The following is a 14621-nucleotide window of genomic DNA, read 5'->3' as shown; positions in this document are numbered from 1 at the left end:
CAGCGCGTCTTTCCAACGGGGCTCCACGTGTGGCGGCCGCTACCGTGGGCAAATTGAGTGTTTCCGGACAGGTTGGAAGGCTGAGGTCATGACATCGCAGGCACGTCTCGTCGGCGGCCGATATGAAGAAGGCGAACCGCTCGGCCGCGGCGGCATGGCCGAGGTCCGCAGGGGTGTGGACAACCGGCTCGGCCGGTCCGTCGCGATCAAACGACTCCGGGTCGATCTGGCCAGCGACGCCACCTTCCAGGCCCGATTCCGCCGGGAGGCCCAGTCGGCCGCCTCGCTGAATCACCCGACCATCGTGTCGGTGTACGACACCGGCGAGGAGCCGGACCCGAACGGATCCGGCGTCACCATCCCGTACATCGTGATGGAGTTGGTGACCGGCAAGACGCTGCGGGACCTGATCCGCGAAGGCCGCAAGATCATGCCGGAGCGCGCCCTGGAGATCACCTCCGGTGTGCTCGAGGCGCTCGACTACAGCCACCGGGCCGGCATCGTGCACCGCGACATCAAGCCCGGGAACGTGATGCTGACCCCGCAGGGTCAGGTCAAGGTGATGGACTTCGGCATCGCCCGCGCGGTCGCCGACACCTCGTCCACGATGACCCAGACCGCGGCCGTCATCGGCACGGCGCAGTACCTGTCGCCCGAGCAGGCCCGCGGCGAGACCGTGGACGCCCGCTCCGACCTGTACTCGACCGGCTGCCTGTTGTACGAATTGCTCACCGGCCGGCCGCCGTTCGTCGGTGAGTCGCCGGTCTCGGTGGCCTATCAGCACGTCCGGGAGCAGCCGCTGCCGCCGTCGTCGTTCGACCCGGACATCCCGCCGGAGGTCGACGCCGTCGTCCTGAAGGCGCTGGCGAAGAGCCGCGAGGAGCGCTACCAGAGCGCGTCGGAGATGCGCCAGGACATCCACCGGGTGCTGGCCGGCCAGCAGGTGACCGCGCCGATGGCGCCGGTGGCCGCGATGTCGGAGACCCGGGCGATGGCCCCGACCGCCGTCGCGGCGGCCGCTGCGACCCAGGCGTACCGGCAGTCCGGGGACGACGACCTGCTGCCCCCGGGCGGCGACGACCTCGACGATCAGGACTCCCGGTCCCGGCGCAACCGCGGCCTCGCCTACTTCCTGCTCGGCCTGGCCATCGTGGCGGTCGCTGTCGGCGCGTACGCCCTGTTCACCAACCTCGGCAACAACAACGGTGGGGCTACGGCAACCAACACCCCGCCGGCGAAGGTCGCCGTACCGGACGTGAGTGGCAAGTCGGTGGCCGACGCGACTGCGTTACTCGCCGACAAGGGCCTGAAGCTCGCAGTGGGACCGGCGGAGACCAGCGACACGGTCGGCCGCGGTTCCGCGATCCGGCAGACCCCGGAAGCGGGGATCGAGGCCGACCAGGGTTCGACGGTCACCGTGGTGTTCTCGTCCGGGCGGAGTGCGTTCCCGGTGCCGGATGTGATCGGCAAGTCGGAGAACGCGGCCCGCAAGGCGCTGGAAGGCACGGCCGGGAACTTCAAGGTCAAGGACGCGACGGTCAAGCAGGACAGTTCGGAGAAGGAGGGGACCGTGCTCGCGGTCAGCCCGGACCCGAACGGACAGTACCCGTCGGGCCAGGAGTTCACGCTGACCGTGTCCAGCGGCAAGGAGCAGGTGGAGGTCCCCAACGTCGTCACCCAGGTGCAGGACGACGCGGCCGCCACCCTGAAGCAACTCGGCTTCCGGGTCGGCTACACGTCCGGCGTCGACCCGAGTGCTCCCGATCAGACGGTGCTCCAGCAGAGCGTGAAGGGCGGCACCAAAGCGCCGAAGGGCAGCTTGATCACGCTGACGATCAACAACCTGCCGCAGAACTCGCCGCCGCCGAGCCAGCCGACCGACACTCCGTCGAGCACGCCCACAGACACGCCACGGATCACCATCGGCGGCTGAGCGCCGTAGGCACGAAGAAGCCTCCCGCGGAGTCCGCGGGAGGCTTCTTTTCTTGGGTCAGCTGACGATCGGGGCCAGACCGGCGGAGCGGGCGACCGCGTCGGGGTCGCCGCAGATGGCCAGCCAGTTGGCCAGCATCCGGTGGCCGCCCTCGGTCAGCACCGACTCGGGGTGGAACTGCACGCCCTCGACCGGGCGGTCGCGATGCCGGGCCGCCATGATCACGCCGGCCTCGGTCCGGGCGGTCACCTGCAACTCGTCCGGCACGGTGTCCTGCGCGATCGCGAGCGAGTGGTACCGGGTTGCGGTGAACGGGGACGGGAGTCCGGCGAGCACACCGGCGCCCTCGTGGAACACCTGGCTGGTCTTCCCGTGCAGCAACTCGTCCGCGCGCCCGACGACACCGCCGTACGCGACACCGATCGCCTGCAGGCCGAGGCAGACGCCGAAGATCGGGACCTCGCCACCCTTCTCCTTCACGATGTCCACGCACGCGCCGGCCTCTTCCGGCGTACCCGGGCCGGGGGACAGCAGGACGCCGTCGTACTCGGAGACCTGGTCAGGGGTGACCTCGTCGTTGCGCAATACGGTGGTGTCGGCCTGCAACTGCTGCAGGTACTGAACCAGGTTGTAGACGAAGGAGTCGTAGTTGTCGACGACAAGGATCCGCAGCATGCGGACCATTGTGACAGCTAGGCCGCGACCTCAACGACCGGTCGTAGTCGGGCTGGCCGAGGGAGTGTGCTCGAAGCCGGGGACCGTCGCGCTCTGCAGGTCCAGCGTGCCCTCGTACGCCGGCATCTGGATCGAGGACTCGTTCTTCACCTCGTACCCGAGCTGGAACTTCACCACGTAGTCCTGCAGGTTCTCGATGTACTGCGAGTCGTCCAGCGCCTGCTGCAGCTTCCGCCGGTCGCCGATCGCGGTGATCCGGTACGGCGGCAGGTACGGGACACCGTGCAGGACGACGGAGTTGCCGACGCACTTGATCCCGGTGGTGGAGATGACCCGCTGGTTCTGGATCGACATGGCCTCGGCGCCGCCGGCCCAGAGTGCGTTCACCACGGCCTGGATGTCCTGCTGGTGGATGACCAGCCAGTTCTCGTCCACGTCGGGGTTCTCCTTGACCACCTCGGGCGGTGCGTCCTGGAGGGTCACGGTGAGTCCGGGTCCGGTGACCGGCCTCGTCCCCACCTGCTCGGACAGATCGTCGAGCTGCTTGGCCAGCTTCGGGTCGATCGATCCCTGCTGCGCCTGCAGGGTTTCGATGTCGTGGGTCAGCGCCGCGTGCTGGCGGACGAGGGTCGCGCTGCGCCGGCTCTGTTCCTCCACGAGCCCGGCGAGCGTAGTGTTGCGACTGGGCCGCAGGTCGGTGCCCCGGGCGTTGGTGGCGCTGGTCGCGAACAGCAGACCGGCGCACAGCAGCGCCAGCGGCGCCCCCACCCGCCACAGCGAAATACGCCTCAACCTACGCACCCGTGATCTCCGTGTTCCTCTCTGCACTACGCTAACCCGGGACCGGACCCGCACAGGTCCTCAGCGGTCAGCTTATGCGTCCTTACAAGGAGTTCAGTCGTGCCCGAGTCGAGCAGTCGCAACAAGAAGAAGACCGAGAAGGTCAAGGCGGAGAAGACGCCGAAGAAGCCGCGCACCACCAGTCGCGCGTGGGTGGCGCCGCTGATGCTGGCCTGCTGGCTGCTCGGTCTCGCCTGGCTGGTCGTCTTCTACGTGGCCGGCCAGGACATCCCGGTGATGGACAAGCTGGGCAACTGGAACCTGCTGGTCGGCATGGGCCTGATCGCCGTCGGCTTCGTCGTCTCGACCCAGTGGGTCTGATCCCGGCGCGGGTGCACGGCTGAGAATCACAGCGGTGGAGTTATCCACATCCGTATCCCCAGCTGTGCACACCATTTTCGCGAAGTTATCCCCACCTGATCCCCGAGTTCTCCACCGACTCTGCCGAAAACTCGCCCCAATCTGTGGATAACTGAGGTTTGAGCCGGTCAGTTTCCACACTGTTCACGTCGGCAGCGGGCGGTTGTCCACGACCTTCTTCATCACGATCGTCGACGTCATCCGCTGCACCCCGGGCAGCCGGGCCAGCCGTTCGTCACGCAACCGCTGGAACGCTGCGATGTCCGCAGTCGCCACCCGGACGAAGTAGTCCGGCTCCCCGAACAGCCGCTCGGCCTGCACGACCTCCGCGATCTCCGCGAGCCCGGCCTCGAACGCGGCCACCGATTCCTCCCGGTCCATCGTCACCGCGAGCAGCACCTCGAACCCGTGGCCGACCGCGGCGCCGTCGATGACGGCCCGATATCCACAGATCACCCCGGACCGCTCCAGCTCCCGCAGCCGGCGGTGACACGGCGCCGCGCTCAGCCCGATCCGCTGAGCCAACTCGGTCACCGTCAGCCGGCCCTCCGCCTGGAGCACCGCAAGGATCTTCCGGTCGATCGCATCCATGGCAAGGATTCTATCCCAAAGCGCCTCAACAGAGCATGAATTCGCACGATATCGTCGCGGATTCAGCCGTAATCTTGCGCCATGCTCGACTTCCTGCCCATCGCTGCTGCCGTTTTCGGGATTCCGCAGTACCTCCCGCAGATCCTCAAGCTCCGCCGGACCGGCGACACGGCCGGCGTCTCCTGGTCCTGGGCGACGCTGACGAGCATCAACAACGCCGCCTGGTTCGGCTACTTCATGGCCTCGGGCTACTGGTCCGCGAGCCTGCCGTCTACCGCCGCCAGTGTCCTGGCCGGCACGGTCTCGGTACTACTGGTACGACGTGGCGCGGTGAATCGGCGTGCGATCGGCTGGATCTGCGCCTGGGCTGGGCTGCTCGTAGCCGCCACCGTCCTCGGCGGGCGGCTCGGCTTGGGCACGCTGCTCGCCGCGGCCTCGATCGTCCAGGTGACGCCTTCCCTGTGGACGGCGTACCGGACCGCTCACCCGACCGGGATCTCGCAGGGCACCTGGGCGCTGGTCTTCGGCGAACTGTCGTGCTGGTTGACGTTCGGCCTGTGGAAAACCGATCCCCGCTTGATCACGCTCGGCGCCACCGGCGTCCTCGCCAGCCTCTTGATGCTGGCCCGGGCACGTCGCGCCGGCCACCCGTCGGCGATCAGGACAACGGGCGTCGACGAGGTGCAGCCGCAGGCGTAGCTTCGAAATGACCGCAGCGACCTGGGGGACACAGGGAGGGTCGCACTATGTTCGTTCAGGTCATTCAGGGACAGGTCACGGACGCCGAGCAGGCGCACGCCGCGTTCGATCGGTGGATGGAAGAACTCGCACCCGAGGCGACCGGCTGGCTGGGGACCACGGCCGGCGTCACCGAGGACGGCCGGCTCATCGCACTCGCACGCTTCGACTCCGCCGACGCCGCACGGCGCAACAGCGAGTCGGCGGCGCAGGACAAGTGGTGGCACGAGTTCTCGTCGGTGCTCAGCGGCGAAGCCACCTTCCACGACACCGACGACGTGGAACTCGACCTGCACGGCGAGCCGGACTCGGCCGGTTTCGTCCAGGTGATGCAGGGCCGGGTGACGAACCCCGAGCGAGCCCGGGCGTTGATGGCCCAGAACCCGGAAGAGTGGGCTGCGTTCCGGCCCGACTCCGTCGCCAGCATGTCCGCGATGTACGACGACGGCGGCTTCACGACGGCGATGTACTTCACCTCCGAGGTGGACGCCCGGGAAGGCGAGCGGAAGGAGCTTCCGGAGAACCTGAAGCCGATGATGGACGAGCTGAACTCGCTCGACGCCGAGCCGACGACGTTCTTCGACCTGAAGCAGCCCTGGTTCTACTCGCCGAGCTGATCCACTTCTACGTAGAGATATATGTAGACACCTGCGTAGCCTTCTGCGTATAGTTCTACGTAGGAGGAGTCAAGGATGCCCAACAAGACGATCTACGTGTCGGACGACGACCTGCCGCTGTACAAGCGGGCGCAGGAGCTGGCCGGGAACCTGTCCTCGGCGATCTCGATCGCGCTGCGCAAGTACGTCGAGCTGGAGGAAGGGCGGCTCGAGGGGTACGACGAGATCACCGTGCGGGTGGGCCGGGGCGCCGGCCGCAAGCAACGGTTCTCCGGCGTACTGCTCGCCGAGGGCGGCCGGGCCAGCAAGTCGGGTTACGAGGCCTTCAAGGTCTACCGGAGCCGGACCGGCAAGTTCGTGCTGCACGCGGACCGCCGCAGCCAGTACATCGTCGGCGCCGACGACGAGCGGTACCTGTCCGGATGGCGCTCCTGGGTCGGCAACTGGAGCAGTGACCAGTCCTGGAGCATGGCCCAGGGCGAGGCGACGCTGTACGTCGTCGACACCATCGAGGAACTGCGCGAGCTGGTCCCCGAGGACCTCTACGAACTGGTCGAGGAAGCCGCCGGCCAACCCGCGGTGGAGGACCTCGACATCTAGTCCCCTCAACTGAACACACCTGATCCGGGGCCCGGCCGGCCGGCTGGATCAGTGCGCCCTGAACCTCCTCCCGAAGACCCTTCAGCCACCTGGGTCAGGTTCACCCTGCCCGAAAACATCCGAGGAAGAAATCATGTCAGCAGCGATCGACGTCCGTGGACTGCGCAAGTCGTACGGCGAGAAACTCGTGCTCGACGGCATCGACCTGAACGTTGCCGAAGGCACCATCTTTTCCCTGCTCGGCCCGAACGGCGCCGGCAAGACCACCGCGGTGCAGATCCTGTCCACCCTGATCACCGCCGACGCCGGCGAGATCCGGGTGGCCGGCCACGACCTGCACGCCGAACCCGAAGCGGTCCGCGCCGCGATCGGCGTCACCGGCCAGTTCTCCGCGGTCGACGGTCTGCTCACCGGCCGGGAGAACCTGATCATGATGGCCGACCTCTACCACCTCGGCCGCCGCGAGGCGCGCCGCCGGGCTGACGAACTGCTGGAGCGGTTCGACCTGGTCGAGGCCGGCCCGAAGACGGCGATGACGTACTCCGGTGGTATGAAGCGGCGGCTCGACCTGGCGATGACGCTGGTCGGCGACCCGCGGATCATCTTCCTGGACGAGCCGACCACCGGCCTCGACCCGCGCAGCCGGCACAGCATGTGGCAGCTGATCCGGGAACTGGTCGCCGGTGGCGTCACGGTCTTCCTGACCACGCAGATCCTGGAGGAAGCCGATCAGCTCGCCGATCGGATCGCCGTACTGGATCATGGCCGATTGGTTGCCCAGGGCACCCCGGAGCAGCTGAAGCGGCTCGTGCCCGGCGGGCACATCCGGTTGCGGTTCACGTCGCCGGAGGCCTTCACACTGGCCGGTCAGGTCCTGCCCACCGCGGTGCCGAATCACGAGTCGCTGGTCCTGCAGGTGCCGAACGACGGCAGCGTGCACGCGCTGCGCGCCCTGCTGGCCCGGATGGACGACGCCTCCCTCGAGGTGGACGAGCTCACTGTCCACACGCCCGACCTGGACGACGTGTTCTTCGCCGTTACCGGTCAACCCACCGCTCACGAGAACACCGACGAGAAAGTGACGAGCAAATGAGCACCGCGTCCTACCAGTTGGCAGACACCGCCACGATGCTGCGGCGCAACCTGCGGCACGCGCAGCGCTACCCCGGCCTGTCCCTCGGCGCCCTCGGGATGCCGGTCATCATGTTGCTGCTGTTCGGCCTCGTCTTCGGCGACACCTTCTCGGCCGGCCTCGGCGGGGCGAGTGGCTTCGACTACATCGACTTCCTCACCCCGGGCATCCTGCTGATGTCCATCGCGTCCGGGACCATGTCGCCCGCGGTCGGCGCTGCGATGGACGTGACCGAGGGCATTGTCGCGAGGTTCCGGACGATGGCGATCTTCCGGCCCGCCGTGCTGGCTGGACACGTACTGGGCAACGTGATCGTGACGACCGTCAGCCTGGCCCTGGTGGTCGGCTTCGCCGTCCTGATCGGGTTCCGGCCGAACGCGTCGGTCACCGACTGGCTGCTGGCGATCGGACTGCTGGTGGCGCTGACCTTCGCCCTCACCTGGTTCGCGATCGCGCTGGGCCTGAAGAGCAAGACCGCGGAGGGGGCGAGCAACATCGTCCTGCCGATCAGCCTGCTGCTCCCGTTCCTGAGCAACACCTTCATCCCGCTGGAGTCGATGCCGAGCGGCATCCGCTGGTTCGCGGAGTACCAGCCGTTCACCCCGATCATCGACACCTTGCGGCATCTGTTGCTCGGCGCCCCGGTCGAGAAGGGCACCGGCTGGCTCGCCCTCGCCTGGTGCGTCGCGATCGCCCTGGTCGGCTACTTCTGGGCACAAAAGAGCTACAACAAGGGGACCGTCGCTTAAGAAGGTGCTCCTAGGAGGTTCGCGCGGGTGCGGATGTGTGCGGGCACCAGCAGGTCGCAGTCGGGGTTGTTCTCCGGTACGCCGGCCACGACGTGGAGCGGGATCACGCCTGTCCAGTAGGGCAGGTCGAGGTCCTGCTCCTCGTCGTTGGCGGGTCCGGAGCGGGTCTTCACCGAGGCCTCGGTCAGCGACAGGGCGAGGACTGAGGTCTTCGCCAGTTCCTTGCGGTTCGGCGGGCGGGTGGCGGAGGACCGGCCGGGCACCAGATGGTCGACGATCCGGTTGAGGCCGTGCAGTTTCTCGTCGGGGTCGGTGATCAGCCGCGGTACGCCGAAGACGACCGCCGAGCGGTAGTTCACCGAGTGGTGGAACGCCGACCGGGCCAGCACCAGACCGTCCGCGTGCGTGACGGTCACGCAGACGGTCTGCTCCGGCGCCGCGACCACACTGCGCGCCGCGACCGAGCCGTGCAGGTACAGCGTCCCGTCGGGTCCACGCTCGAGATCCACGCCGTACGCCGTTGGCAGCACCAACGGATCGCCGTCGACCACGACACCCAGGTGGCAGAACATGCCGTCGAGCAGAACGTCGTACAAGACTTGGCGATCGGTGGCAGCGCGTTCCTTCGAGCGTCGCAGGGAAGTGCGGGCGGTCGGCTGGAGCGGCGTTGTGGTCATGCAACCAGACTCACGCCGCGAGTGGCATGGTGGCACGGTCCATTCCGGCTCGAATCAGGTAGTCCATTCGTGCACTCCGACGGCGACGTGGCGGCGCCTGGTCGGCATCCCGAGCATCGGGTTGGCGACATGCCAGGCGGCGCCTTTGCAGATCAGCTCCTTGTAGACGGCGGCGAACCGTCCGGTTGTGGCCGCGTTAACGGCGCGGTCGTCGGTGGTGACGTACTGGATCAGGCCCTCCGTGCGGCCCAGCGAGATGCACTGGTTGAAGTAGAAGAGCGGCGCGTGCGGAAGCTTCCCGCCGGTCAGCCGCGCTGCGATGGAGTCGGCGGCCTGCCACGCCATCGGCTGCCCCGAGGCACACGACATCCGCAGCGGCTTGTTCTTCGCGCCCATCGCGAAGGCCGCGTCGCCGATGGCGTACACGTCGGGGTGCGAGACCGAGCGCATCGTCGCGTCGACCACGATCCGGCCGGTGTCGGTGACCTCGAGGGCGGTCGCGGCCACGATCGGGTGCACTGCGAAGCCCGCGGTCCACACGGTGACTGCGGCCGGGATCGTCGTACCGTCGGCGGTGGTGACGCGGTCGGCCTCGACGCCGGTCACGGCCGCGCGCTCGTGCACGGTGATGCCGAGCTTGCCGACAACCTTCCGCAGGTGCCGGCGGCCCTTGGGCGAGAGCCAGTCGCCGAGGCCGCCACGGACGGCGAGGGCGATGTCGAGGTCGGGGCGGGCGTCGGCGATCTCGGCCGCGGCCTCCAGTCCGGTGAGTCCACCGCCGACGACGGTCACGGTCTGCCCGGCCTCCAGCTGGGTCAGGCGCTCACGTAGCCGAAGCGCTCCGGGGCGGCTGGCGAGTTCGTACGCGTTCTCTGCGGTGCCGGGGACGCCTTGGGCATCCCAGCCACTGCCGAGTGCGTAGACGAGGGTGTCGTACTCAAGCTCCTCGGCACCGCCGTCGACGGTGACGGTCTTGCGGTCCACGTCGACCCCGGTAACCGTCGCGAGCTTCAGTACGACGCCGGTGCCCGCGAACATCTCACTGAGCGGCCGGGGCTTGAGGTCCTGGCCCGTCGCCAACTGGTGCATTCGGACCCGCTCCACGAAATCGGGTTCGGCGTTGACGAGGGTGACGGCGACCTCCTCGCGGTGCAGCCGCTTGGCGAGCCGCCCGGCGGCGATCGCTCCGGAGTAGCCGGCTCCGAGGACGATGATGCGGTGCTGCATATCCGTACTCCTGTCTGCTGCGGGTTCGCCCCTTGAACCGGGCAGCCCGCCGTTTCCTGACAGGAACGCGCTGTGAAGCACCTCACAGCATGGTCAGAAAGCCTCGAACAGCGGTTCCCCGTGGTCGGTGGCCGCGAACCGCTCGGTCGCGCGGGCCAGCTTGTCCGGGTTGGCCTGGCTGAGGAACGCGGCGATGCCGTCGGCGGTGACCTCCAGACACATCACGCCGACGACGTCGCCCTTCACGACCACGACGACCGCTGGGTCGCCGTTGGCGGTCCAGGCGTAGAGCTCCGGCGTACCGCCGAGCCAGACGCGCTTGGCCTCGGCGGGCTTGAACACGCCGCGCAGGAAGCGCGCGACCGCGAGCGCGCCCTCGGTCGCCTTCGCGCGAGCCGGAACCTTCCCGCCGCCGTCGCCGATCGAGATCGCGTCCGCGGTGAGCAGCCGCGTGAGCGGCTCGGTCCGGCCGCTGGTGGCGGCCGCGAGGAACTCCTCGACGATCCGCCGGGCGGCGGTCGCATCGACCTCGGTGCGGGCCTTCCCGTCCGCGATGTGCTGCTTGGCCCGGTGATAGGTCTGCTGGCTGGCGGCCTCGGTGACGTCGAGGATCTCGGCGATCTCCCGGTGTGGGTACTCGAAGGCCTCGCGCAGTACGTAGACGGCCCGCTCGTTCGGGGACAGGCGCTCCATCAGGGTGAGTACGGCGTACGAGATCGACTCGCGCTGCTCGGCGGTGTCGGCCGGACCGAGCATCGGGTCGCCGGCGAGCAACGGCTCGGGGAGCCACTGCCCCACATAGGTCTCGCGCCGCGCCCGGGCCGAGGCGAGCTGGTTGAGGCACAGGTTGGTGAGCACCTTCGTCAGCCAGGCCTCGGGGACCTCGATGCGGTCGAGGTCGGCGGCCTGCCAGCGCAGGAACGTCTCCTGGACGGCGTCCTCGGCCTCGCCGGCAGAGCCAAGGAGGCGATACGCGATGGCCTCGAGACGATGCCGAGACGCCTCGAACCGGTCGATGTCCGCCGCGGTCAGGGCCATGCTGCGATCCTAGCTTTCGTGGAAAGCTCGCTGCCGCTGACGATCGATCGCACCACCAGTCTGCCGCTGCACCTGCAGCTGGCCGAGCAGTTCCGGGCCGCGGTCCTGGACGGCCGGCTCCAGGCCGGTCACAGGCTCCCGTCCACCCGCGACCTCGCCCGGGACCTGTCCGTGTCCCGGTCCGTGACGCAGGCGGCGTACGACCAACTCCATGCCGAAGGCTGGATCGAGGGCCGCACCGGCGCCGGCACCTTCGTGACGGACGTCGTACCGCTGCAGCCCGCCGTACGCCGGCGAGCGGCACACCGGCCAGATCCCGGCACCAGGCTCCTCACTCTGCGACCGGGCATCCCATACATCGCCCCGACGCCCGACCCTGGCTGGCGCCGCGCGTGGCGGGAGGTGTCGACACAGTCGCCGCCGCCCGGGTACGACGATGCCGCCGGCCTCCCGGCGCTCCGCGCTGCGTTGGCCGATCACGTCGGCCGGGTCCGCGGGATCGCCTGCGGGCCGGAGAACGTCCTCGTCACCAACGGCACCATTCACGGCCTCCGATTGCTCCTCACCGTCACCCGTCGACCGGGCGACCGGATCGCGATCGAGGACCCCGGCTACCTCAACGCGGTCGTCGCCGCTCGCGACCACCAGCTCGAGATCGTCGACGTGCCGGTGGACGAGGACGGCCTGCAGGTGTCCGCGCTGACCGACGTACCCGCCGTCTATGTCACGCCGTCGCACCAGTACCCGCTCGGCGGCCGGCTACCCGTTGCCCGACGCAACGAACTGATCCGGTGGGCACGCCGGACCGGGGCGACGCTGATCGAGGACGACTACGACAGCGAGTTCCGGTACGACGTCGCACCGCTCCCAGCACTCGCCCAACTGGACCTGGATCGCGTCATCCACCTCGGCACCCTGTCGAAGACCCTCAGCCCGGCGCTCCGCCTCGGCTGGCTGGTCGCATCCGAACAGACCGTCGAACGCCTGGCCACCTTCCGCGCCGAGTCGGGCGACTGGCCCGGCTGGCCCATGCAGGCCGCCCTTCTGGCCATGCTCCGCGACGGCTATCTGGACCAGGCCGTCCGCCGCGGCCGCCGTCTCTACGCCGAACGCCGCACCCACACCTGCGCCGTCCTCTCCCCGTACGGCCAAATCATCGGTCAGGACGCCGGCCTCCACATCACGCTCCTATTACCCGACGACACCGACGACCTCCACCTCGCTGCCACGGCCCGAGCAGCCGGAGTAGTCGTGGCCCCCCTGTCCGAGTACCGCCGCAGCACCCCCGGCCCACCCGGCCTGGTCATCGGCTACGCAACCCCTTCCACCCCCGACCTACACAAGGCCCTGACCATCCTGACCCAGGTACTCGACAGGTCCGCCAGCCGTCGAACCCTGCCGGGCTGACCGGCCGCGATGACGGCGCTGACTCTCAAACTGCACAGCGCGGCCGATCCCTCCACGGCCGCCCTCGCTCACCCAACCGCCGCCACCACGCTCCCCTTGATGCAAACCAAACCGAAAGTTAGGCCCGCGTCACTCGCCGTTGAGTGGGTCGAAGTCGGAACGCCAACGGAAGTTCACCGGGTCCGGGAAGGTCCCCTGAACCTTGCCGAGCCCCTTGATGACGGTGGACAGTCCGTTCGCGTGCCCGACGGTGTACAGGTACCCCGCCTGAGTGTCCTTGTCGATCCCGAGCAACAACGTGCCCGACAAACCACACTTCGCCGCGACGAACGTCTCGAACGCCTGCCAGGTCTTACTGCGCACCACCTTCACCACCGGCTTCATCGGCGACGTGGTCGGGATACGGACGGTGTAGAGCCCGCCGCCGCGGGTCGTCGCCAGGAACGTGTCGTAGGTCCGCGTCTTGCTGATCAGAGCCATCGCCTTGACCGACGCGAATCCGCCCGCACTGCCGGCCTGGTGCCAGACGAGCCCGTCGACTCGCCAGCGGAAGAGCGTGCCGTCGTTCCTCAGCCCGTATGCCGACTCCCGGAGCGTCTGCCCGTGCTCTTCGGCGAGATACTCCATCTGCTCGACCAGCTTGAAACTCGACCAGCCGGCACCGATCCGGATCAACTGGGGTTGCTGTAGGTACTGACCGAAGGTCAACTCGAGCAGATAGTCGGTGCGGTACAACACGTCTCCCAGGACAGGCCAGCCGACAGCCAGCGTGCCCATGGAGTCCCGCTGGTTGACGAACGAGGAGCTCAGTCTCACCTGCCCTGGTGCGTAGACACCGGTACCGGCGCGGACCGGAACCGCCTTCACGGTCGGCGGTGCACCGGCCGTGATGGTTTTGAACGTGTGATCGCCTGCGGCGGTTACCGAACCGACGTCCATGGTGCAGGTGGCGGTCGGTCCCTCCGCGGTCGTCACTCGGGCTTGTGCAGGCGGCGTGAGTGCCGTCGTGAGAAGAACCGCCGCGCCGGCCACAAAGCCGGCACACATGATGATTGGTCGGGACATCTGCCCTCCCCCTCTCTCTCCATATAGCTCGATACGGGAGAGTGCAGGAAAGGTTATGCCCGAGTTGCACCAGGTCGAGTCGGATTGTTGCGGAGAGCCTCCTGGACGACAGGCACCTCGCCGTCCCACGTCAGTTGCGACAACCACATGGTGCGACCACGCGGATCCGTGCCGACCTCGTCGGGGTCCCAGGCGTGGTACGCGAACCAGTCCTCGTCGCCGACGTGGAGCACCATGTTGTGGCCCGGCCCGGCCGCGTCTGCTGAGCTCGCCAGGAGCGGACCACCGGACTTGGTGCACGTGCCGGTTGGTGACTCGCACAGCGCGTGGCCTACGGCGTACCCCGCTTTGTCGAAGGCGTTGGCGGAGTAGAAGAGGTGGAACTTGCCGTTGCGTTCGACCATGTAAGGGGCCTCGACCAGGTTGCCTTCCCAGGGGAGGGTTTGCTTGATCAGGCGGTGGGTCGGGCCGACGAGGGTCAGACCGTCGGCGGGGAGTTCGGAGGCGTAGATCCAGGTGTCGACGCCGATCGCGTTGCCGTCGTTCTTCCAGTACAGCCAGCGTTTACCGGCCGAGTCCTGGAACGGCGACGCGTCGATCGAGCCGCCCTCGTCCACCTGGTTGATCAGGGGTGAAGGCGATTTGTCGACATATGGACCTTCGGGTCTCGACGCCACCGCGACCCCTATCGCCTGCCGGCCCGAGGCAGTGTCGGCGGACGTGTAGTACATGACGTACCGGTCCGCGGCGTGGGCCGCGACCTCCGGCGCCCACACCCGGCCCGGCGCGGTCCACGGCGCGAGCGCGGGGAGCGCATCGCCGACCGGCTCCCACGAGACCAGGTCCGGCGACGTCAGCGTCTGCACGTTGCCGAGCGGCCCATTGGTCGCGAACGCGTAGTACACGTTGTCTACGGCAACAACCTGCGGGTCCGCGAAGTTGTTGCCGTAGACCGGATTCGTGAAACCCATC

The 14621-nt window shown here is 68.2% G+C and carries 16 protein-coding genes; 8 read left to right on the top strand and 8 right to left on the bottom strand.

Annotated features, from left to right (window positions below):
- The first annotated feature begins 88 nt into the window (after positions 1-88).
- The gene (pknB, locus tag OG555_RS13555; RefSeq protein WP_329483200.1) at positions 89-1933 is read left to right on the top strand and encodes a Stk1 family PASTA domain-containing Ser/Thr kinase; all 1845 of its coding nucleotides are present in this window, start codon (positions 89-91) and stop codon (positions 1931-1933) included.
- Positions 1934-1990: 57 nt separating this feature from the next.
- Here the strand turns inward: pknB and OG555_RS13550 are convergent, their stop codons facing one another.
- Together OG555_RS13550 and OG555_RS13545 are read right to left on the bottom strand one after the other, a co-directional pair.
- Entirely contained in the window at positions 1991-2608 is a 618-nt protein-coding gene (locus OG555_RS13550) for an aminodeoxychorismate/anthranilate synthase component II (protein WP_328524918.1), read from the bottom strand.
- Positions 2609-2638: 30 nt separating this feature from the next.
- Positions 2639-3409 carry a DUF881 domain-containing protein gene (locus OG555_RS13545; RefSeq protein ID WP_329483199.1) on the bottom strand — a complete coding sequence of 257 codons (771 nt, stop codon included), beginning with the start codon at positions 3407-3409 and terminating at the stop codon, positions 2639-2641.
- A 99-nt stretch (positions 3410-3508) separates the two neighbouring features.
- Here OG555_RS13545 and OG555_RS13540 point away from each other — a divergent pair, with 99 nt between their 5' ends.
- Positions 3509-3769: a cell division protein CrgA gene (locus OG555_RS13540; RefSeq protein WP_328524916.1), complete on the top strand. Its 261-nt coding sequence runs from the start codon at positions 3509-3511 to the stop codon at positions 3767-3769.
- Between the two features lie 183 nt (positions 3770-3952).
- On the opposite strand, the gene OG555_RS13535 is transcribed toward OG555_RS13540, so the two are convergent.
- Positions 3953-4399 (bottom strand): Lrp/AsnC family transcriptional regulator, encoded by a 447-nt coding sequence (locus tag OG555_RS13535; RefSeq protein ID WP_329483198.1) that lies wholly within the window; start codon positions 4397-4399, stop codon positions 3953-3955.
- An 81-nt stretch (positions 4400-4480) separates the two neighbouring features.
- On the opposite strand from OG555_RS13535, the gene OG555_RS13530 reads away from it, so the two are divergent.
- From OG555_RS13530 to OG555_RS13510, 5 genes are all read left to right on the top strand, one after another.
- Positions 4481-5098 (top strand): PQ-loop domain-containing transporter, encoded by a 618-nt coding sequence (locus OG555_RS13530; protein ID WP_329483197.1) that lies wholly within the window; start codon positions 4481-4483, stop codon positions 5096-5098.
- A 47-nt stretch (positions 5099-5145) separates the two neighbouring features.
- Positions 5146-5754, top strand: a complete 609-nt coding sequence (locus OG555_RS13525) for a hypothetical protein (RefSeq protein WP_329483196.1) — start codon at positions 5146-5148, stop codon at positions 5752-5754.
- Between the two features lie 75 nt (positions 5755-5829).
- Complete coding sequence (locus tag OG555_RS13520) at positions 5830-6354, top strand: EXLDI protein (protein ID WP_329483195.1); 525 nt, start codon at positions 5830-5832, stop codon at positions 6352-6354.
- Positions 6355-6487: 133 nt separating this feature from the next.
- Positions 6488-7447, top strand: a complete 960-nt coding sequence (locus tag OG555_RS13515) for an ATP-binding cassette domain-containing protein (RefSeq protein WP_329483194.1) — start codon at positions 6488-6490, stop codon at positions 7445-7447.
- Positions 7444-8235 (top strand): ABC transporter permease, encoded by a 792-nt coding sequence (locus tag OG555_RS13510; RefSeq protein WP_329483193.1) that lies wholly within the window; start codon positions 7444-7446, stop codon positions 8233-8235. The genes OG555_RS13515 and OG555_RS13510 overlap by 4 nt, the downstream gene beginning before the upstream one ends.
- On the opposite strand, the gene OG555_RS13505 is transcribed toward OG555_RS13510, so the two are convergent.
- From OG555_RS13505 to sigJ, 3 genes are all read right to left on the bottom strand, one after another.
- Entirely contained in the window at positions 8232-8912 is a 681-nt protein-coding gene (locus OG555_RS13505; RefSeq protein WP_328524911.1) for a pyridoxamine 5'-phosphate oxidase family protein, read from the bottom strand. The two genes, OG555_RS13510 and OG555_RS13505, sit on opposite strands and share 4 nt — an antisense overlap.
- A 54-nt stretch (positions 8913-8966) precedes the next feature.
- Positions 8967-10139 carry an NAD(P)/FAD-dependent oxidoreductase gene (locus tag OG555_RS13500; RefSeq protein WP_329483192.1) on the bottom strand — a complete coding sequence of 391 codons (1173 nt, stop codon included), beginning with the start codon at positions 10137-10139 and terminating at the stop codon, positions 8967-8969.
- A 93-nt stretch (positions 10140-10232) separates the two neighbouring features.
- Entirely contained in the window at positions 10233-11177 is a 945-nt protein-coding gene (gene sigJ, locus OG555_RS13495) for an RNA polymerase sigma factor SigJ (protein WP_329483191.1), read from the bottom strand.
- Between the two features lie 18 nt (positions 11178-11195).
- Here sigJ and pdxR point away from each other — a divergent pair, with 18 nt between their 5' ends.
- The gene (pdxR, locus tag OG555_RS13490) at positions 11196-12584 is read left to right on the top strand and encodes a MocR-like pyridoxine biosynthesis transcription factor PdxR (RefSeq protein ID WP_329483190.1); all 1389 of its coding nucleotides are present in this window, start codon (positions 11196-11198) and stop codon (positions 12582-12584) included.
- A 129-nt stretch (positions 12585-12713) separates the two neighbouring features.
- On the opposite strand, the gene OG555_RS13485 is transcribed toward pdxR, so the two are convergent.
- Together OG555_RS13485 and OG555_RS13480 are read right to left on the bottom strand one after the other, a co-directional pair.
- Positions 12714-13649 carry a hypothetical protein gene (locus OG555_RS13485; protein ID WP_329483189.1) on the bottom strand — a complete coding sequence of 312 codons (936 nt, stop codon included), beginning with the start codon at positions 13647-13649 and terminating at the stop codon, positions 12714-12716.
- 53 nt (positions 13650-13702) lie between these two features.
- Positions 13703-14620, bottom strand: a complete 918-nt coding sequence (locus tag OG555_RS13480; protein ID WP_329483188.1) for a glycoside hydrolase family 43 protein — start codon at positions 14618-14620, stop codon at positions 13703-13705.
- Position 14621 lies beyond the last annotated feature (1 nt).

This window comes from Kribbella sp. NBC_01484, from assembly GCF_036227145.1.
Lineage (GTDB): Bacteria > Actinomycetota > Actinomycetes > Propionibacteriales > Kribbellaceae > Kribbella.
The sequence above is the reverse complement of the archived record's forward strand: the minus strand, read 5'-3'. Positions and strand labels throughout refer to the sequence as shown.